Source organism: Leptolyngbya cf. ectocarpi LEGE 11479 (assembly GCF_015207065.1).
Lineage (GTDB): Bacteria > Cyanobacteriota > Cyanobacteriia > Phormidesmidales > Phormidesmidaceae > Leptothoe > Leptothoe ectocarpi.
The window spans coordinates 1-21,671 of the sequence record NZ_JADEXP010000069.1 but is presented as its reverse complement, the minus strand read 5'-3'; the positions used below and the strand labels follow the sequence as shown (position 1 = coordinate 21,671).

The window sequence follows — 21,671 nt, the reverse complement described above, 5'->3', positions numbered from 1 at the left end:
CATCTGACCACCCTTACGGGCCGATCAGGGTTGGCTGCCAGGAATTATACATAAACATTTAAGCAGCCACCTAGAATTGAAGGCAACTCAAAGGTACACGGTTCACCTTTAAAATCAGACTTTTGGGTTTGTAAAAGTTAATTTATATTGCGAAATCACGAAGAATTTAACTTACTTAAAAATTTGGCTAGAAACACCATCGTTAAAGTATAAATTCGATTACTTGAGGTGTCATAAAATTTTGATAAATGTTACCGGTAATCGCATCACGACTAAAACGTTGGAAAAACAGCCGAGTTTAGGGACTTTTGATGCACTCTCGGTTAACTTGGCAGGGGCTGATAAAGGGGGTAACTCAGTAATCGCTGGGTGATTTTTGTGATTTTTGTAAAGATTTTTCTCCTGTAGGGAAGCAAGATTTTAGTGAAATTGATTAGATGATGATGTTGGCTCTAGTTTGGTCCTATCTGGGGTCTGCTGGTAGAACGAGCCAGAAAGCATAGGCTATGAAGAGTAGGGAGACGACAGGCCCTAATTTTTGTCAGGTTGTTTCATCCACCAACGTTCATGGATTTAACTCTAGAGAAGCTTGAAGCAGAATACAGTGCGGCATTTAAGAACTGTGCGCTGCAGCCAGAAACAGAGCCTACGGTCAGAGGTATAGTGGGTCGTATGGTGCAGCTGCGATCGCACTACGAGGCCGTTGAGAAAGCGACTGGAGTGCCCTGGTGGTTTATTGGCGTGTTGCACTACAGCGAGTGGAATTTTCGTGAGCCGGCCCAGTTTGAGCGTCAGGTGACAGATGTATTGATTGCCAAACGATATCACCAAGCCAAGACACGTACCTTGGGGGCACTGCTGTGGGGATTTGACCTGTGGAATGGCTTTCGTGGCGGTGCTGGTCAGGAGTCAACCTGGGTATGGGGGGGCACCAATGTGCTCACGCAAAAAACAGCTCGCATCGGGGCAGCGGCCATTGTCCGCTATTTACAACAGCAGCAGCTGATCGATATGGGTAGCCCCGATGCCGGTACGGAACTGCTGGTATTGACCGATACCCTATTTAAAATCAGACCGGAGCAAAGCTTTAAGCTATCAGAAGCAGATAAGATTCGCGTATCCGCCGGGACTCGTCTACACCTGCTCCAAGATGACCCGGACAAGAGCAATCATGTAAAAGTCCGCATTCCCGATGGGGTGCTGATGGGACAACAGGATCGGGTTGACTGGTATGTATTTGCTCAGCATATCCAGCTAGAGGGCACCGAACCCAACAATAAACCGCAAGATCCTCCGGTGGCGCCGGAACCCAAGATTGCAGCAAGAGATCGGGGTCGTCCGATTACTGTTCCGAGGCTGGGCACAGTGTACCTGGGCGATCCGATTCTGACGAGTGGTCACTTTAGCTGGGCTGAGGCCACCAAAAATGGGAATCGCATTCCTGTCGATGAGAACGTGGTTAACGGCATTCTCAAAATCGCAGAGGTGATGGAAGAAGTGCGAGACTACTTGGGCAGCCGACCGATTACGGTAAACTCCTGGTATCGCGACCCCACATCCAATCGTAATGCGGGTGGAGCCAGTCGCTCCCGTCATCTTTCAGGGGACGCCGTAGACTTTGTCGTTCAAGGTATTTCTCCACCGGCAGTCAACCAGAAGCTAGAACCCTGGTGGCGCGATCGCGGTGGTCTGGCCAGTGCTTCGGTCTTTACCCACATTGATGCGCGGGGGTACCGCGCCCGCTGGAACTATGGGTTCTAATCTGTTTCTAATCTGAGGGTCCAGGTTCATTTTCAATTGGACCTACAATATTCTTAAGGGCATGTCCCTATGTCTCGTCCTCCTTGGCCGACGGCAGGCCGTTTATGGTGAGCCATTTAAGGCATTAAATTATTTAAGCTAATCCTGAAAATCTCATGACGTTACCCTCTTCCTCTCTACAGGATGTTTTTATTTCCTATGGCAGGGCAGACAGTCGGTTATTTGCCCAACAAATCAAGGACTGTCTGGTAGAAGCAGACTTAAAGGTCTGGTTTGACTTTGATGATATTCCCCTGGGGGTGGACTATCAAAATCAGATCAATGATGGCATTGAAAAAGCCGATAATTTTCTGTTTATTATTTCTCCCCATTCTGTTAACTCTCCCTACTGTGCTAAGGAAATTGAGCTGGCCTTAGCCTGTAACAAGCGGATTATTCCCCTGTTACATGTAGAAGAGATTAGCTATGAAACCTGGCAACAGCGCACCCCTGATGCTAATGAGTTGGGCTGGCAAGCCTTAAAAGAAAAAGGCGCCCACAGCAGTTTTCCTAACATGCACCCAGAAATTAGTAAAATTAACTGGGTGTACTTTCGTGAAGGGATTGATGACTTTGAGACCGGCATGGCTGGCCTCAAGGCTATCTTGGCCCGACAGCAGCCCTACGTACATCAGCATACGCAGCTGTTGGTCAACGCCCTCGAGTGGCGACGCCAGCAGCGTCAGCCCGAGTGTTTAATTACAGGTGAGACCTTAACTGAGGCTAAAAGCTGGCTCAGTACACGCTTTCAAGAGGAACAGCCCCCCTGTATTCCCACTGGCCTGCACTGTGAATTTATTACTGAGAGTCTGAAGGCCGCCGATGACCAGATGACTCAAATTTTTATCTCCTATAGTGAAGAAGATATAGATATGCAGGAAAGGGTGCGCAAGCGCCTGATGCGAGAGGGGTTTACCGTTTGGGTTAATACGGTAGACATTCCCACGGCGACAGACTTTCAGAGGGCGATTAATCAGGGTATTGAAAAGGCCGACAATATTGTTTTGTTGCTGTCGCCTGACTCCCTGGCTTCTCAGTATTGTCAGCAGGAGCTGGATTACGCCCGCCGCTATCATAAGCGCATTATTCCGCTGCTGGTACAGTCTATGGATGTGGCCCAGCTACCGACTGACCTGCGGATGATGCAGTTTATTGATTTTTCATCCCTCGCGTCTGAGATTCATTTTGACCGAGCTGTGGATGAGCTTATTCGCACCCTGCGTGGCTCAGCAAGCTATGTGGATATGCATAAACGAGTGTTGGTTAAGGCATTGGCCTGGGAGCGGCAGGGACGCGATCGCAAGTTTTTGCTCAGGACTGATGACTTTACCATGGCCCAGACCTGGCTATCGGAGCCCATCCCGACCGGTAGTTCCCCCACCGATCTCCACACGGCATACATTAACGCCAGTCAGGGGATTAACCAATTTTACGATGCGTTTATCTCCTACGGTCGAGCCGATAGTAAAGCCTTTGCCACGGATCTTTGCCAACAGATGAACGACCAAGGGTTTCAGGTTTGGTTTGACCAAAATGATATTCCCCTGGGGGTGGACTTCCAGGAACAAATCAACGACGGTATTGAAAAAAGCCACAACTTTATCTTTATCATTACTCCCCATGCCGTCAACTCCCCCTACTGTGCCAAGGAAATTGCTCTGGCGCTCAAGTACAACAAACGGATTATCCCCATACTACAGGTAGAAGAAATTAGCTATTCCACCTGGAAGGCTCGCAATCCTGGGCGTAGCCCGGATCGGTGGAAAACCTACAAAGCTAAGGGTAAACATTCCAGTTTTCCCAATATGCATCCTGGCATTAGTAAAATTAACTGGATCTATGCTCGGGAAGGGATGGATGACATCACCGCCGCTGTGAATGGGCTCATGGAGCTGTGCCATCGTCATGAAGACTATGTGCATCAGCACACCGAACTTTTGATCGCTGCCCTGGCCTGGGAACGCCACCAGAATCAGGCCTCCTATCTACTGATGGGAGAAGAGCGATTGCGGGCTCAAAACTGGCTGCTCACAGAGTTTACGGCAGAGCAACCCCCCTGTACTCCGAGTCTGTTACAAGCGGATTTTATCTCTGAGAGTATCAAGGCCGCCGATGGTGGTATGACCCAGGTATTTATCTCCTATGCCGAAGAAGACCTGACAACGCGAGAGATTGTACGTTATCACTTGCTCCAATCGGGGGTAACAGTCTGGACCAACACGGTGGATATCCGCATGGGGGAAGACTTTGAAGTTGCTATCCAACGAGGTCTTGAAGAAGCCGACAATATTGTCTATCTAATATCTCAGGCTTCCCTGGCATCGGAATACTGCCAGATGGAGATTGACCAAGCCTTAGATCTCAATAAACGCATCATTCCAATGCTGGTGGAGGATATTGATGTTAATCTGCTCCCTGACACGATTCGTAAAATTCAGTTTATTAATCTAGCGGATAACAAGGCTGCGGTTGATTTAGACAAAGATCTAGCAGAACTGTTGCGTAGCATTCGTCGAGATGCTCCGTACTACAATCAGCACAAACGACTATTGGTCAGGGCATTAAAGTGGGAACGGCAGAAGCAAAATCCCAGCTTACTGCTACAGCGCCGGATGCAGGATACCTATTTTGCCTGGGCTCAAAATGCCAAGAATCGGCCTATGGGCGGGGCCTTGCCGCTGCAGTTGGCATTTCTAGAGGCCAGTCAAAGACAGTCGCCGGATCAAACCCTGGGGGCGTATTTCATTCACCATATTGATGACTTTGACTTTTCTCAGCGCCTGAATGAAACCCTGTTGATTCAAGGGAAAAGCTCCTGGTTATCCCCTGAAGGATCTGCTGGAGAAACCGATCGTTTGGATGATGCTCAGCAGCTGATGGACAATGCTGAAAATGTTCTCTTTATATTGTCGCCCAGTTCTATTCGGTGCAAAGCTTGTTTGGATGAGCTGAGCTATGCTCAAACCCGCCAAAAGCGGATTCTGCCAGTGATCTATCGAGATGTGCTGAAGTCGAGCTTGCCAAAGGAGATTGATTCCCTGTCCTGGACTGATTTTCGGCGTTATGACGGTGACTTTTTAGTCAATTTTGGTGAGCTGTTTCGTACCTTGGAAAGTGAGCCCTATCATGTGCGATCGCACACCCGACTCCTGGTCAAGGCCGCTGAATGGAATGCAGGCCAGCGGGATGATAGCTTCTTGCTACGGGGAAATGACTTGGCAGACTCAGTGCGTTGGTTAGAGCAGTCTGCTGACAAAGTACCACCAGTTACCGATCTGCAAAAGACCTATATCAGGGCCAGCCAGGCGCTACCGTTCAAAAAGATTAAGGTACGCTCCGTGGCATTGGCCACATTAGCTACGGGCTTGGCGGTCTCTGCTGTACGTCTATTTAGCGGATTGCAAGTATTAGAAACCCGCGCTTACGATCAGTTTTTACGGCTGCGGCCTAACGAGGCCGAACAGGATGAACGGTTGCTGATTGTCAAAGTAGATGGCCCCAGTGGTGAATGGCTGCGGGAGCAAATGATTGGGGGGCGTTATGACCCTGGTATTGGTACCATTCCTGAAAATGCTCTCCTGGAAACCATTGAGGTATTAAATACCCACGAAGCCCGACTCATTGGTCTAGATTTCTTCCGCGATTTTCCGGCAAAAGGCCCCTTAAAACAAAAATTAGCTGAGACCGACAATCTGTTTGGCATATGTCAGACAGCCAGCAATCAGGTTAGCGATATTGGCAATGAGATACCCGAGGCCCAGGTGGGATTTGCTAACCTCTTGAGAGATGGTGGTAAAGTTGTACGCCGTCATTATCTCACCCAATGGATTGCTGATGGCAGCAGCCCTTGTGCCTCCGAAGAATCCTTTAGTCTATTGCTAGCTAAAACTTATCTTGAGACTGAGGGCATTCCCTATGAAAATACTGGGGATGATGAGTTCCTAGGTACGATTTCTTTGGGTGATGTAGTGATTCCTGACCTCTATGGCAATGGAACTGCCTACAGTAATAAAACCGAGGAGAACCTAGGCTGGAGTGGCTTAGACGATTATCAAACCCTGATCAATTTTCGTACCTACCATGACCCAGATTCTCAGGGCCCCGGCTCTCGGCTCAAGGATTTTGCACAGCAGGTTTCCCTTGAAGCTGTTATTAAAAATGAGGTACCTCCTGAGCTAATTCAGGATCGTATCGTACTGATTGGTTATACGGACTTTAGCGATCGCAGCGCCGATGCGTTCAATACGCCCTACGGCGATTCTATTCCCGGCATCTATCTCCATGGCCAGATGCTCAGCCAGTTAATCAATGCCGTACTCGAAGATCGCCCCCTAATGCGCTGGTGGCCATTTTTAGGTGAAACCGGTTGGATTTTACTGTGGTCTGGCGTGGGCGGCGTTGTTTTTTGGTGGTTTGTGCGGCCTATTCCCTTACTGCTGGCTAGCCTAGGCTCCATTAGTCTGCTGACCATAGCTTGCTATGGTTTCATGATAGGCCCCGTCATTTGGATCCCTTGGGTCCCAGCCTTAGTTGGGTGGGGAATTACAGGCAGTAGCGTTGGATATATGACTTACCGGTTGCGTAAAGGGTGATAGCTATCATGTTTAAAGAATTGACAATGACATTATCAATACCGCTGTCCTCTCGCCGACATCTTATCCTCACCTGTGGCCTTGTCCTAGGACTTAGTCTTATAGAACCCATTCTCAACCCGCCTGCCGCTAATGCCTGTTTTTTCTGGCAGTCTTGTGCCCAACGGCGAGGTCGAGCCTCCAATACCCAGGCCGGAGGTGTCCGCACAGGTCGCATTCGCGGCGGTAATGACGCCGCCATCCCCTATGTCATTTCACCCCGTAACTCATGGATGCGGCAGCCGGGTCCCGATGTGCCTTATGCCATTCGTTGGAATCCGGTGGAGGGTGCCGACAGCTATACCGTCAGGCTCTGGCAGTGGACCTATGAGCAAGATCAGCCCAGCTTTGCCCTTTGGGAAAGTACTGAGGAAACCAACGAAATCCCGTTTCCCAACCTGGTGTTAGAGCCAGGCCGGTATTATTCCATTGAGGTCGTCACCGACAGCGGCGTTTCATCTAACTTAGATGAAGGGTTTTACCAATCAGGTTTTCAAATACTCTTCGAAGAAGATTATGAAGTGTTAGCCTTGAAACTAGCAGAGGTAACCCCAGCAGGTTCAGAGGATATCAGCCTGTCCGTGCCCGCCAACACTGTTCCATCGATTCCAACCGATGCTACCCCAGCTGCCAGTACCAGTATTAATCTAACGACCGAAACAGAAGATACTGTCTTGGCCAAAGCGGGGGTGTACTTCCTGGAAGAAATGTATGCGGATGCTCTGGCTATTTTGTACCCATTAACAGCAAATCCAGCATCTTCTGACTGGGTATATACCGCCCTGGGTGACACCTACAGTCAAATGGGACTTAACCAGCTAGCGATTGAAACCTATGGACAAGCCTTAAGCCTTGCCACCAGCAATAATAATGTTCTTAGCGAAGCCATTGCCCGAGTCAATTTAGCTGATGTTTATGCCATTCTGGGCCAATTTGAAGACGCCCTAGATCAATTAACCTTGGCTCGCCTTGCCTATGACCAACTTCAAGAAGATGTGGAAGTGGCCAGATTAGACCGGCGGATTCAGCTGTTGTCTCGTCTAGTGTCAGAGCAAAGCAAAACAACTCGCCGCACTGTCCAAGGAGGGTAATATGCTTATGCTTCATCGTTAGTTTATTCCCAACATAGAGCTAGTTATATTTCTTTTTCGCCTGACGAGACCCTACAATGACTCATCGTTTCCTGTTACCCACATTTGCTGCCCTGGCTGGGGTTTACCTTATACCGCTCCAGGTCAACGCTCAATCGATTATCGCTGCTCCAGATGGAACAAATACTACAGTCAGCGAAACTGCCGGTGATTTCATCATTGAGAATGGTACGACTGTCGGCTCTGGTGACCAGATAAATCTGTTCCATAGTTTTGATAGATTTGGCCTGATAACTGGAGAAAGTGCCACGTTTGAGAACTCGGCTGGAGCTACGAATATTATCGGTCGTGTTACTGGTGGTAATTTCTCAATTATTGACGGACAAATCAGTGTTGGCTCCAGTGAGACTGGCCTGGCCAATCTCTATTTACTAAACCCAGCGGGAATTCTTTTTGGCACCAATGCATCTCTTAATTTGGAGGGATCATTTTCAGCCTCAACCGCTACTGGTCTGGCCTTTGGAAATGCGCTGTTTAGCTCCCTGGGGACTAATAATTTCAGTGGCCTCACGGGTAATCCAACCGGGTATGTGTTTGGAACCGATCAAGCCAGTTCAATTGTTAATGCAGGTAACCTAGCGCTTGAATCGAATCAGTCCTTAACGTTGTTGGGAGGGCAAGTTGTCAATTCAGGCAGGTTGTCTACTTCAGGTGGCCAAATATTAGTGGCAGCTGTCGAAGGGAAAAATTTGATACGACTGAGTCAACCGGGCTCCCTGTTAAGTCTAGAATTTGAGACAGTCCCGGATACATTTATACAGTCGCTCCCCGCATTTACCCCTTCGACCTTACCGGAGCTACTTACGGGAGCTGCAAGCGTAGGGATAGTGACACCTCCAGTTGTTATTCCTGATCCGTTTTTCCCAGGAGCTGTAATAATAACTAGCCCAGGATCTTTTGTACCTATACCTGCAGCGACAGGTATTACTGATAATGGAGACGGCACTTTTAGTTTATCCGGGTCTCCTCAGTTTGTTGCTGAGACGGGAACTGTCGTTCTCGGTGGCACCTTAGAGTCAGATGCAATCATAGTTGTTGAGCGTAACATTGTCTTAGACAGCGATCTAGATGTTTCAGGGGGGCTCACCGTAGAAGCCGTCCAAGCGCTGGATTTTTCTGGAGACTTGATTATCCCTGAAGGACTTGACTCCATCATATTTGAGAGCGCTGACTCTATTAACGTTGGTACGATCCTATCCAATGGGAACGATGTGGATTTGATAGCGAAAACGTCAATCACAACGGGCAATATTGATGCATCTGGTATAGATGGAGGGGATGATGTTAATCTGACAGCTGGAACATCCATTACAACTGGCAATATAAACACGTCTAGTGGGAACGGTAGCTCTGGTATCGTTGTGCTTGATGCTCAAACATCGATCACAACCGGAGACATTGATGCTTCCAATGGTGATTCTGGTTTTGAGCCTGGTGATGTTGAACTTCTTGCTGGTGTGTCGATTACAACCGGCAACATCGATGCATCTAGTGAAATTGGTGATGCTGGCAATGTCATCCTTGACCCACCAGGTCCGGTTATTTTTGGCTCAATTGATACCCGCAGTGTCACAGGGGCAGGGGGTGACGTTACGATCACCTCAACCCAAAACACTGTTCGAGGGATTGGAACAATTGCCGGTAGCGCTAACACTATTGCCACCGCTGGAGCCACTGACGATGGCAGCATTACTATTACCCATGGCGGCGGCGATACCGTACCATTTGACGTTGGGGATGCTTCACTTAATGGCACTGTGGGTGCGATCGCAACCGGAGCCGACACTTTGGCAGACGGAAATCCAAACGAGCCGTTCTTTGGCAGTTTTACAGCAGGTGATATTCAGATTATTGCCACGGACATCCTCGCTTTTGATAACGAGACGATTTGTGTCCAAGACTGTATGACCCCTGATACCGTTGAGATACCTAGCGGAAATAGCATAGCGGTTAATCCAACCGACGATCCTGAACAGATTTTTCTGCGATTAGAAAATCGTCTGACCGAAGAGTTTGTTGAGTACTTACGTCCTAGTCTGCTCTCATCTGAAGAGTCTTCTCTAGATAAAGACGCCATATCTCCCAGCGTTATCGAACAAGTTGAGCTAGGGCAGATGCCTGACATTGTTGACTTACCTTCCGCGCAGAAAAAATTGCTGGCAGTACAACGCGCAACCGGTAAAAAACCAGCCCTGATCTATGCAGTCTTTGGGATTAATCCAGCTGCGGCTACAGAAAATAACGTTATCAGTATGCCGACAGCTGCAGACCCACTGGAGCTAATGCTGATCACAGCTGCCGGGGATCCAGTTTATGTCCCGCTACAGGTCACTCGAGAAGACGTTCTAGCCATGGCTCAGCGGCTGCGTCGTCAGGTTTCTACCCCCAATCGTGCCAGTGATGGGGAGACATCCTATCTAACCGCTGCTCAACAACTGTATCAATGGCTGGTCGCTCCACTCCAAGACCAGTTAGATGCTGAGGGCATTGACACCATTAGCTTTATTACCGATGCAGGACTACGGTCCACCCCCCTAGCAGCTCTGCACGATGGTAAGGATTTTATTATCCAGAACTACAATATCGGGCTGATGCCCAGCCTGAGCCTGACAGATCTGACCTATCAAGACCTTAGCAATGTCGATGTTCTTTTGGCAGGGACGTCCACCTTTGCTGATCAAGCAGCATTACCTGGAGTACCGGTAGAACTCGCATCTATTTCATCGAAATGGTCTAACACCTTACTACAGGGCGACACATTTGTTCTTGATACCCTGAAGGGCGAACGACAGAAAAGTCCATCTGGCATCATTCACCTGGCCACCCATGGGGAATTTAATGTGGGCGACCTGTCTAACTCGTATCTTTATCTACACAATCAGAAACTAGCGCTAACCCAGATTCGTACCCTAGGATTACATCAACCCTCAGTGGAGTTAATAACGTTGAGCGCCTGCCAAACTGCCTTAGGAAATCGTTCAGCAGAGCTAGGATTTGCCGGATTTGCAGTGTTATCCGGGGCCAAAACCTCCATAGCCAGTCTCTGGAGCGTCAGTGACGAGGCCTCGGCGGGGCTGATGATTGAACTCTATCGACAGCTGCAGGATAGCCAGCCTACCATTAAAGCAGAAGCCCTACGGGCAGCACAGCTAGCCATGATCCGAGGCGACATTTTTGTAGACAACGACCAGCTCAAAGGCCTAGGCGAATCGCAACAGCTGCCTACCGAACTCACCATTGACGGTCAGCGAAATTTCAGTCATCCGTACTATTGGGCCGCGTTTAGTCTTGTGGGTAGTCCTTGGTAAAGGCTCTCAACCAGGAGCCTTAGGATAGTGGTAAAGGGAGAAGGAGACTGGCCTCCCCCCTGATGAGTCACACTCTAGCCAAACGAAACTTCAACAACAAAGTCATCAAAATCAAGATCGCCACCGCCGGGCAGGTCCTCAAAACCAAATACATTGTTCCCCAGTAGACGAACATGATCCGCCCCGTCCGCATTGGCACCGATAAAGGGGAAATAAATGGCCGGATCGTTACCAGCATCACCATCTAGTAATTCTTCAATCGTGCCATTGACAACGATGAACGGCGCAATAATTTGTCCCGCCTCTAACGTGCTCGTAATCGTCGTGCTACTGTTATTCTCCACAGACAAAGAGATATCCGCAATGCGACTATTGAGAGCAGCCTGAATATACTCCGTAGTGACACCTGCACTGATGGCATTACCTGACGTGTCCTTGATTTGTCCCGAAATATCATCAATGGCATAAAAGCCCACAACACTTTTTAAGGACGCCTCACGCTGGATGGTGAAGTTCACATCCACAGCGGCGCTCAAACTGGTCAAGTCAATAATCTCAGCTTGGCTCACCCCCTGATAGCCAATACCGATAGGCACCGTATTTACCTGGGTAGCACTAACATTGAGACCTTCAATCTCAAGGCTAAAGTCAACGGTCGTTGTCTCTACCTGACGGATACTAGAAAAAGAAACGCTGCCACCCCCACCGCGCAGAAAGCTATCGATCGTACCACCGCTAATGGAGAAAAAGCTTAAGTAGCTACCACTGATAAATGAGCGGGTGCTAACAGAACTAAAACTTACACTAAAGTCAGCATTGTCAGGAATAGGAGAGAAGAGTACGGCGCAACGAGCCAGGGCGGCTTCGGTATAGCCAGGGTCGCCAGGCGCTAGACCATCAATAGTACCAATGGCGTCATCAGCGACAAATACACCAATCTCTAGACTGGCGCTGAGCTGTGCCAGGCTGAACTCGAGATTAACCGTAGTAGCACCATTTGCAAAGGTTTGTACCTGGTCCCATACTTCATTACCCACGGCGCGACCCAGGGCACGGCCATTAATATCACCGTCGTCAAAGTGGATACCGCCGTAGATGCGAGAAAGTCCCGCCTCATCAGCGGCAGCTGTAAATGTATCCCATGCTAAAGTTGTTGCTAAAGCAGGTGTTACCGTATTTTCGAAGCGTGACTCACCTGACTGAAATGTAACAGAGCCACCAAAGCTATCATTGCCCGTAAATCGCCGTAGAATTTCTGCTCCAGCCGCACTAAAGGAGCTATGGCCAGAGGTATATTCTGCAAACGGTGGAGAGGGATCTTGACCAGGGGTCTGATAGGTTAGAAAGTTCTCGGCTAGAATTGTTTGGGTGCCGGCTCCAGGGGACCAGGCCTCAATCACAAAACCGGTTTCGTTGGTAATGGCATCGGTGCCAATTGTCCCATTATTGAGCAGCCCCAACGCACCCAGTTCACGAATAGCGCGTACAGGGCGTACATAGTCATAAAATCGCTTAGCTTCCCAGGTAGCAACACCTGCATCAAAGACAGCATTACCCAAGGCAAAGAATAGCTCTGCATCTTCATCTAGGGTATTGTCATCACGGGCCGACACAAATTCACCAAAGGTTAGCCAGGTACCTGGAGGGAAAGAGGTGCCACCACCATCTTCCCAAAACTCTGCAATCAGCTTTTGTTCATCGGTTAGGTTAGCACTGGCCGCGACAACCCGCTCAGTTTGTGTAATAAAGTCCGGGTTAATGATTGTCCCAACAATGGCAGGGGTAATGACCACCACTGAATTATCAGCCAGGGTAATTGTCCCTGCATCGAGATCAACGGTTGCTCCGTCAACTAGTAGAAAGGGTTCTGGTGCGACCGGTCGTAGAGCGCCTGGGGAATCCAGGGCAAACGGGTCAACAACTGCCCATTGAGGTGTGAGAAACTGTTGCTGATTTCCAGTAGAATCAATGGGGACAAATTCAGGTGTCCATTTCTCAAGGTCAGTAATATTGTTTGAGCCAGCATTCACTGGCTGATAGCCCGTATTATCCACATAGCCATTGAGTTGGTTAGCTCCGTCCTGACGACGTTTCTGCATCAGGGCCTCTGCAGAAACGTTACCGATACCGGCAGCTGTACTGGTGTTGACCGTCGTATTGTTAGGATCAAGTCCCAATTCAACCATCAGCTGGTCAAAAATACCGCGCTGGGTGGGAAATAGTTCCACCAAAACCCGATAGGCCGCGAAGCTCATGGCTTCGATTTTGTTGACTTCTGTATTTTCTGAGAGGGGTCGTTGCAGATCGTCTGCTAGCTGGGTCGCCACAGCCCCCAGGTCATAGGCTGCCCAGGCATCAAACATAGCAGTATGCAGGATGCCATAGGCCCGTGATGCGATGGTCGGCCCTGGAGCTGTATTGATGACAGCTTTTTGCACAGCTTGATCCCAACGCACTGACACAGTTGGGGATGGATCATTAACAGTTACAAGCTGCGACGTAGGATCAAGAACTAGTTGAATATCAGCCATATTTAGCACTTCTCGAGGAATTTAATACTCTTTGCCTCGACGTGAGAGATTCCGGCAAACAGGCTATATTCCAATGTGCCTAAAACATTGGAATATGTTGTTGTATCAATTTTTATGATGCTTGCTAAGCTATGCCTGGCAGAACATATTGGGTAGTATAGGAACCTCAGTTTCCCGGTCAGTTTTCAGTCATCTTTAGTCATTCCAAACAAACCGGGATGTCGATATAGTGCACCAACAATGTCAGCGACTTGGAGCCTATCTGAGAAGTTCCAACTTGCCAATATTTTGCCCGCTACAGGTCAAATCCTTACAACCTGGCGGGATATTTCTGAAGTTTCTGCTAAGACTCCAGAAGTGATAGATATAACTATGAAATCGGTGTTTCTGCTTCGAATTATGACGATATCTTTTAGGTGAAGTCATAATTCATGTCTGTTAGATTGGCTCATTCTCTCAAGCAGCCACGTCATAAAATAAGCAATGTTGTTGAAGACCTATCGATAATGAATTTGCCTTCAATCTATTTGTTTGGGTTGTTCTTCGACAGTTCTGAAGCGACTACATTTCCCGTCGTGATCAGATGTCGGCAAAACACTCTATCTGTACGCTGTCATCAGCTTCATCAGTGAGCTTTCAATCTTCTAAAGTGTTCATGGCGAAACGATTTAACCCAACTGGGCCACTGTCTAATTTGGCTGTACTACCACGTTCTTGACATATCCTTCTAGCTCTGGGCTAAACCGAGCAATAAATTCACCGTTCGCACTGTAGAGTTCGATGGGTAGCTGGGTGCGCTTACCAATATTGATCACTTCTTGGAGCAGCTGATTGACCTCCTCGATCATCTGATCCGAAGCCGGAACACTGATACCAGGACGGGTATTGGGATCGGCAATGGAAAAATCTGCCAGGGCATCATAGCCCTGTGCCAAGGCCAGCTGCACCGTCCCCCCTTTCAGACCAAAATCACAAAAAGTGGGCTTACAAATCCGACCAAAGTTCTCTTCAGCTTTGCGAAACCGTAGGGCTAAACGCAAGTTTTCCTGAGCCTCAGCTAGGGCTGGTTCGTAGGTTTTGAGCAGATTTTGACTATCTCCATGGCGGGATGTGCCCTTGGGGACTCCCTTGACCTGGGTAATCGCATCTCGCCAGCTCAGCATGGCTAGGGTCCACTGATCGTCTGATTCATATTGTCGGGCCGTAGTGGCGTGGCGCACCGCTTCGTTATAGAACTGGTCGGCTGCCTGCTCCTGCTGATAGCGGGCCCGTACCCCGGCTAAATCGGACTCATATTGGGGCTGTAGCCGACGCGCCTCACCATAGGCCAGAGTGCCCTGGGGAATTTGTTTGAGTTGCTTAACGGCCTGATCCCAAGATTCCAGGGCTGTCTTCCAAGCAGGCAGCGTATTGGCGATTTCGGCCTGATCCTTGGCTAAAGAGGCCGTTAGCTGGGCCTGATTTAGATTTTCCTCAGCCGTTTGTTCTGCTAAAATCCGGCCTTCAATCGTAACTAAGTTGTTGCGATATTCCTGTAGTTTTGGCGCTACAAATGCACTATGGATGGGGCTTTCCGTGGGGATTTCTTCGAGCTGGGCGATGGTCTCACGCCAGCGCTCGGCAATGCCCTGCCAATGGGCAATGGGATGGGGGGGATTTTGGCTTTCGTTAGCAGCAGCTAGAGCATTTTTCTGGGCTGCCGCTACCTTATTTAATAGATCGGCGTCCCCTTCATAGTTGGCCAGCAGTTCTTGGGCCCTGCCATGGTGGCGTGACCAGGGGGGTATGGGCTTTAGGGTTTTGACCGCTGTATTGAGCTGGTCCCCCATGTCCAGCACGGTTTGGGGAGAGGGCTGATCCCTCAGGGAAATCAAGGCGGCATCTCCCAAGTCTTGGGCTCGCTGGATGCGATCGCACCCGCCAATCACACAGGGCCGACTCAGACCGTAGCCCAACACACCCAGCACAGCCACCACCGTGATACTAGCGGCCATCAAACCTGGGGAAACCCGTCTGCCAGGCTCATCATAGTCATCGAAAGCCTCGTCCTCTCCGACCGAGACGGCCTCCCCTATATCTCCCATGTCATCCGAGGAATCCCCATAGAGACCATCCAGGTTGAGTAGCTCGTCCACTGACGATGCTTCCCCCGATAACAATTCTTCACTCGACTCTAAGTCCTCACCAAACAGAGCCTCTTTACCCGATAAAAATTCGTTCTCGGAAAGATCGCCAGTAACCTCGTCCTCGTCGGCATCCTCGTCGATATCGCCATCAATACCGCCAAACAGACTGTCAGGAGCCACCTCAGGTGGCTGATTTAAGAATGGCTCAAATGCCTGATCATTAAAGACCTCATCGTCTAACAAAATGGGGCCTGAACTGTCCTGCAACAGCCAGTTAAACCGATGGACCGCGCTGGGTTTTGGTGCCCCTTGCTGCTTTAGATAAACCTTGATGGCAACGGGATTGCCAGTGGCTCCTAAGAATTCTGCCTCCACAGGTAACCCATCAATCTCCAGGCGATGACGAACTAACGTTTCCACCTGGGCAAACACATGATTCGCAGGTACCGTATTCGCATAGGGGCTTTCCAACAGCACCATGAGCTTGCCTCGGCTGACGGCACACTGCACCGCTATCTCTTCAGGCACCTCCGGCACTCTACCCAAATCGTAGGTCAGATCCGCCGATAAGCGACTCAAAGTAAACGCCGACGCTAGACTCATGCTCTACGCCTCCACTAGGAAACCACTCGGGCAAGTGCCCAACTGAACAACTGCCAAAATACACCGAATAACCGAATGATTGATGTAATCATGGATATGGCCCTTAGCTTATCCCCACAGCTAGCTTAGACGCCTCAGGCCCTCAGGGTATCAAAGCTATTGAATAGTGGCCTATTGTTTACGTTTTCGCAAGCCCTTTTCTCTGTGTTCAATCGCCAGTGGCATAATCCCGTAAAATTCCTGGCAATTGTGATTCCCCTCAGACCCACTGCCCAATGAATGTCCTAATTGTTGAAGACGAAGCTGACATCGCTGAACTCATTCAGCTTTATCTAACCAATGAGAACTTTACAACTGAAATTTGCACCAGTGGGACCGAGGCCCTGGAACGGTTTTCCCGATTTCAGCCAGATCTGATCATCCTCGATCTTATGCTTCCAGGATTAGATGGTTTGGAGGTCTGTGCTCGTATCCGCCAAACCGCTGGGCCTAAAGATCCTTATATTTTGATGTTGACCGCCAAGGGTGAAGAACTTGACCGAATTATTGGTCTCTCTACTGGCGCTGATGACTATATGGTCAAGCCTTTTAGTCCTCGGGAACTGGTCGCTCGGGTCCGAGCCTTACTGCGGCGCAGCCTGCGACGCACCGAATCCCCCCAAACCTGCCAGACCGCTCATTTTACCCTCGACCTGGATGGGCGCTCGGTTCTTTATACCTATCCCGATACCCATGCCAACGCCCATCCCCAACAGACATCAAAGGCGATGGCCCTAGACCTCACACCACTGGAGTTTGACCTATTGGCCACCTTTGTAAGCTATCCTGGTCGCGTCTGGAATCGGCCACAGCTGATCGAAAAGCTCTGGGGTGACAACTTTTTTGGTGATGAACGGGTAGTCGACACCCACGTTGCCCGCCTGCGGAAAAAGATCGAACCCAATCCGGCCCAGCCCACATTTATCAAAACCGTTGTCGGTGTAGGGTATCGGTTTGAAGATGGCTAAAGTCCCATTGAGAACCCGATTATTTGTCTCTCACCTGATCGTAATGGCGGTGGCGATTATTGCCCTAGCCGGGGTGAGCCGTTTATCGACGCCTCGCTACTTTGTCGTTACCCTAGAACGCCTAGAAGGACGGGGGATTCGCATTCAACAGATGCGTGGGCAAATTTTAGAAAGTTTTGCCGATGCCTGGACCCGAGGCATGGTGTGGTCAGTGCTGTTGGGGGGCGGGGCCGCTGGCGGCATTAGCTATCTGCTATCTCGACGGATTATCCGGCCCCTCACCCGCATGGAGCAGATCACCCAGCGTTTTGCCGCAGGCGACTGGGCAGTGCGGGTGCCTCCATCGGATATTCCAGAGCTGCATCAGCTAGGCCATGGCTTTAACCGCATGGCCAGCGAGCTAGAACGGGTAGAGCAGCAGCGGCGGGAGCTAGTCAGCGATTTATCCCATGAGCTGCGCACCCCCCTCACTATTGTCCGTGGCTATCTAGAAGCGCTCAGTGATGAAAAATTACCCGCTACGCCCGCTACCTACGACCGGCTGATTCGCGAAACCCAACGACTGCAGCGGCTAGTGGAGGATTTACAAGAACTTTCTAAATTAGAATCGGGCTATCTGCCGATTCAACGGCAAACCGTAAATCTTCTGCCCATTGTCCAGCAAGTTACCCAGCACTTTCGTACCCAGCAGATAGAATCCAAAAATCCGCAGATTGTCGTAGAAATTTCTCCAGATTTACCCCCTGTTAATGCCGATCCGACGCGCACTGAACAAATTCTGGTGAATTTACTGGGTAATGCCCTCCAGTACACAGATACAGGCAAAATCACTGTTCAAGTCTGGTCCCAGGACAATCAGGTCTGGCTGGCGGTCAAAGACACCGGTATCGGTATTGCGTCCGCCGACCTATCCCATGTATTTGAACGATTTTGGCGGGCCGATCGTTCCCGCAGTCGCGGCTCTGGTGGTACAGGCATTGGTCTAGCCATCTGCAAACGCCTGGTCGAGCTTCAGGGGGGTGAAATTACGGTTAGCAGTCAAATCGACCATGGCAGCACATTTCAATTTTGGTTGCCCAAAGCTACGCAAACCCGCTAAGTTTTGACATAGACAACACCAGCACTGATTACAAGCACCCGTAGATCAGTCATAATAGTTAACATTAATGATCGTCACTGCGGACATCCAACTGGTGGGCGCTATCATCCCATCATAGCAGTGCGGTTGGTTCGATTGAGCCTGCCGCCAGCTGCGGCTATTAACTGTCCGCTTCCTTTCGCCCATGTCCAATCCTAACTCTCAAGATCGTCAGGATCCCCGTCTCAGTAAGCGACTTTGTGACTCTGGTCAGCTTTTTCGCGATCGCTATGAGGTCGTGCGAATTCTGGGTCGAGGTGGTTTTGGAGTTACCCACTTGGCTCGCGATCGCATGCTTCCAGGGTCTCCCCTGTGTGTGATCAAACAGCTTTTTCCTAAGGTTAGTCATCCCATTGCCTTAGAGCGGGCCAAACAGCGCTTTCGCCGCGAGGCCAGAATTCTGGGTCGCTTAGGCAGTCATTCCCAACTCCCCATGCTCCTTGACTACTTCACCTTCAAAGGGGAGTTCTTTTTAGTCCAGGAATATGTTCACGGCGACACCCTCAGTCGTGAAGTTCGTAAAGGGGGTGCCCAGAAAGAACCAGCGGTAAAAAAGTTTCTGGCAGAAGTTCTACCAGCGGTGCGCTACATCCATAGAAACCGGGTCATCCATCGGGACATCAAACCCCCCAACATTATCCGCTGTCGCGATGATAATCGCCTGGTTCTACTGGACTTTGGGGCCGTGCGGGAATGTCTACACCATGATGATGACCCCGGCGACCATGCCGCCAGTCCCACTACTCACTTTGTTGGCACCATGGGGTTTGCTCCTCCCGAGCAGCTGGCCCTACGCCCTACCTATAGCAGCGATATCTATGCGCTGGGCATCACGTGTCTATATCTGCTAACCGGCAAGTCGCCCCTGGAGTTTGATCTTGACCCCGAGACACAGGAGCTTGATTGGCAGCGGTCAGTCAACATCAGTAGACCCTTTGAGCGGCTGCTCGCCAAAATGTTGACAACGGATCTATCGGAGCGCTTCAAGCGCATCGATGACTTGCAGCGTACCCTACAGCTCGATGCCCACTACAGCAATTTGGAACAGTGTCTCAATCGGGTGCCTAAAACTGAGGAATCCCCTGAGCAGAAAACTGCAGTCGATTTAGACCAAAACCAGTCTCCGATTCAACGGCGGGCCGCCGCTATCCGCCGTTTGCGTCAGCGTCGGCAAAAAAATACGGGTCCGGCATTTCCCCTCTAAGGACATTTCTGGTGTGAAGTTACCAGTTATCCAGGCCCCCAACCCCAATCCTGGGGTGGCCTTCTCAAAAAGCGAGGGGCTAGGCCTGAGCCAGCCACAGCTGCATCACAGCGTCCATTTCCTCAGGTACTTCATCATAAAAACAGTGCCCGGCCCCCTTAAGTTCTCGGTAGGCAATTTGCGGGTTTGTAGCCAGAATCTGTCTAGCCCAGGTGAACGGTAGCACCCGATCTTGGTTGCCCCACAGCAGCAGGATGGGCACTGTCACCTGCCCAATGAGGTCGGCTGTATCCTCACTAAAATCTGGCTGGGTCCGAGATTTAACGAGGTAGCACAGCGTTCGCGCTGCTCCGCGCTCCAAGGTGGGGCGTGTAAACAGGGACACCAGCGCTGCATCCACTCGTTCAGGCCGTTGATAGATACTGATTAAAACCCGCCGAATAAACCGGGACTGACGCACCACCCCAAACAAAGGCCGGAGCAACAGAGGAGTAGCAAACAGCCCTTCGATTCCCCGTGCTAAGCGATCTAGCCAGCCTGATACCAGCTCCTGACGGGCCAGGGGTAATGTGAATAAAATCAGCCGCTGCACCATGGCCGGATGTCTCGCAGCCGCTGTCAGCGCTACCAAGGCCCCCAGGGAATGGCCTATCAGGATCACCGGCTGGCCAATAAATGCTTGCCAGAAGTCATGGGTTTGCTGCTGCCATACATCCGCGCCCAATAGCACAGCCGCCTTTTGAGAATGGCCAAATCCCAATAGATCAAGGGCGTAGACTGGCCTCTGTTGGCTCCAGGTACTGAGATTAGATCGCCACTGCTCCAGGCTGGCGCCAAACCCATGGATCAAAAGCATCGGTGTGCGCTGTTGGGCAGCTGAGTCCGATGGTTTTAAGTAGGTGTAGCGCATTCGCCAACCGCGCCAGTACCAAAAATGCTGGTGTCCCAGGTCAGGACGAGTCATGGCTTGGGCTCGCTTCATATCAGGTTGGCTCTATATTGGGACTTTATATCGGGAGTTCGATCAATCTGTGATAACTATCCTCTAACTTCAGACGGTTGACTATTAAAGGAACCAATAGTGGCCTACCTACAGATACCGTTAAGATAGGTTAAGAAGTATTTGTAAATGAGTTGGCTAGTCCTCCAAAAACTCAAATTCTGAGTTCAAGGATTTAGCGGGTTACCTAGACAGTGCGAACACTACTCACTAATCGCCACTCACCAATCGCCACTCACCACTTACCCAAGACAGCGAGGCGCACTATGACCGAGATCAAAAAAAAGAGGGACGTACAAGTATTACCCATCGCCGCTGATACTCTGGTCTTGCGCTCTCGAAGTTGGAATCGACTCCGGTTTGAGATTGAATATGCCCTAGAAAAGGGCACAACGGCTAATGCTTACTTAATTAAGGCCGATCGGACTGCGTTGATTGATCCGCCGGGGGGATCGTTTACGGCTATCTTTTTGGAGTCTTTGCGATCGCAGATTCCCCTCGATCAGCTCGATTACATTATCCTGGGCCACATCAACCCCAACCGTCTAGAAACTCTGCAGCACTTGATCACAGAGGCTCCCCAGGTCACTATTGTGTGTTCCAATCCGGGTGCGATCGCCATCAAAGCAGCTGAGCTTCCCCTACAAAATCCTCCCCTTATCATCAAAAGCGCCGACGACACCCTGGATCTTGGCCAGGGACATCGACTGCAGTTTATGCCCGTACCCACCCCCCGTTGGCCTGACGGACTCAGCACCTACGACCCCTACAGCTACATCCTTTACACGGACAAATTTTTTAGCACCCACATTTGCAGCGACGACGCCTACGACCTGGACTGGGCAGGCTTGCTAGACGATCGCCGCTATTACTTTGATACCGTAATGGCTCCCAATGCCAAGCAAGTGACCACCGCCCTCGAAAAGCTGAGTGACTTTCCTGCCCAGCTCTACGGCGCTGGCCATGGTCCCATGGTCAAATACGGCATCCATGAACTCACCCAGCGATACACCCAGTGGTGTGATCAACAAAAGCAGCAGACCCTAACCGTTGCATTGATTTATGCCTCAGCCTATGGCAACACCGCTACCATTGGTCAGGCCATCGCCCGAGGCATCACCAAAGCAGGTGTAGCAGTCGAGTCCATCAATGCCGAACAGGCCCCCCAGAAC

General features: G+C 50.2%; 11 protein-coding genes. 8 read left to right on the top strand and 3 right to left on the bottom strand.

Features of this window, described 5'->3' with window-relative positions:
• Nucleotides 1-567 precede the first annotated feature (567 nt).
• The 4 genes from IQ260_RS09975 (at nucleotide 568) to IQ260_RS09960 (ending at nucleotide 10,890) form a co-directional block, all read left to right on the top strand.
• Nucleotides 568-1,761, top strand: coding sequence for a D-Ala-D-Ala carboxypeptidase family metallohydrolase (locus IQ260_RS09975; RefSeq protein WP_193992959.1), 1,194 nt, complete (start codon nucleotides 568-570; stop codon nucleotides 1,759-1,761).
• A 155-nt stretch (nucleotides 1,762-1,916) separates the two neighbouring features.
• Complete coding sequence (locus IQ260_RS09970; protein WP_193992958.1) at nucleotides 1,917-6,392, top strand: TIR domain-containing protein; 4,476 nt, start codon at nucleotides 1,917-1,919, stop codon at nucleotides 6,390-6,392.
• 26 nt (nucleotides 6,393-6,418) lie between these two features.
• Entirely contained in the window at nucleotides 6,419-7,522 is a 1,104-nt protein-coding gene (locus IQ260_RS09965; protein ID WP_193992957.1) for a tetratricopeptide repeat protein, read from the top strand.
• Between the two features lie 77 nt (nucleotides 7,523-7,599).
• Nucleotides 7,600-10,890 carry a CHAT domain-containing protein gene (locus tag IQ260_RS09960; RefSeq protein WP_193992956.1) on the top strand — a complete coding sequence of 1,097 codons (3,291 nt, stop codon included), beginning with the start codon at nucleotides 7,600-7,602 and terminating at the stop codon, nucleotides 10,888-10,890.
• A 74-nt stretch (nucleotides 10,891-10,964) separates the two neighbouring features.
• Here IQ260_RS09960 and IQ260_RS09955 read toward each other — a convergent pair whose 3' ends face one another.
• The gene (locus tag IQ260_RS09955; RefSeq protein ID WP_193992955.1) at nucleotides 10,965-13,421 is read right to left on the bottom strand and encodes a DUF6851 domain-containing protein; all 2,457 of its coding nucleotides are present in this window, start codon (nucleotides 13,419-13,421) and stop codon (nucleotides 10,965-10,967) included.
• Between the two features lie 689 nt (nucleotides 13,422-14,110).
• The gene (locus IQ260_RS09950) at nucleotides 14,111-16,150 is read right to left on the bottom strand and encodes a hypothetical protein (protein WP_193992954.1); all 2,040 of its coding nucleotides are present in this window, start codon (nucleotides 16,148-16,150) and stop codon (nucleotides 14,111-14,113) included.
• Between the two features lie 275 nt (nucleotides 16,151-16,425).
• Between IQ260_RS09950 and IQ260_RS09945 the strand changes: the two genes are divergently transcribed.
• The 3 genes from IQ260_RS09945 (at nucleotide 16,426) to IQ260_RS09935 (ending at nucleotide 19,499) form a co-directional block, all read left to right on the top strand.
• On the top strand, nucleotides 16,426-17,157 hold the full coding sequence (locus IQ260_RS09945; protein WP_193992953.1) for a response regulator transcription factor: 732 nt from the start codon (nucleotides 16,426-16,428) through the stop codon (nucleotides 17,155-17,157).
• Nucleotides 17,150-18,256 (top strand): sensor histidine kinase, encoded by a 1,107-nt coding sequence (locus tag IQ260_RS09940; protein WP_193992952.1) that lies wholly within the window; start codon nucleotides 17,150-17,152, stop codon nucleotides 18,254-18,256. The genes IQ260_RS09945 and IQ260_RS09940 overlap by 8 nt, the downstream gene beginning before the upstream one ends.
• Before the next feature lie 184 nt (nucleotides 18,257-18,440).
• A complete protein-coding gene (locus tag IQ260_RS09935; RefSeq protein ID WP_193992951.1) occupies nucleotides 18,441-19,499 on the top strand; it encodes a serine/threonine-protein kinase in 1,059 nt (352 codons plus the stop codon).
• 79 nt (nucleotides 19,500-19,578) lie between these two features.
• On the opposite strand, the gene IQ260_RS09930 is transcribed toward IQ260_RS09935, so the two are convergent.
• Nucleotides 19,579-20,481 (bottom strand): alpha/beta fold hydrolase, encoded by a 903-nt coding sequence (locus IQ260_RS09930; RefSeq protein WP_193992950.1) that lies wholly within the window; start codon nucleotides 20,479-20,481, stop codon nucleotides 19,579-19,581.
• A 284-nt stretch (nucleotides 20,482-20,765) separates the two neighbouring features.
• Here IQ260_RS09930 and IQ260_RS09925 point away from each other — a divergent pair.
• A partial coding sequence (locus tag IQ260_RS09925) for an FprA family A-type flavoprotein (protein WP_193992949.1) occupies nucleotides 20,766-21,671 on the top strand: 906 nt, incomplete at its 3' end.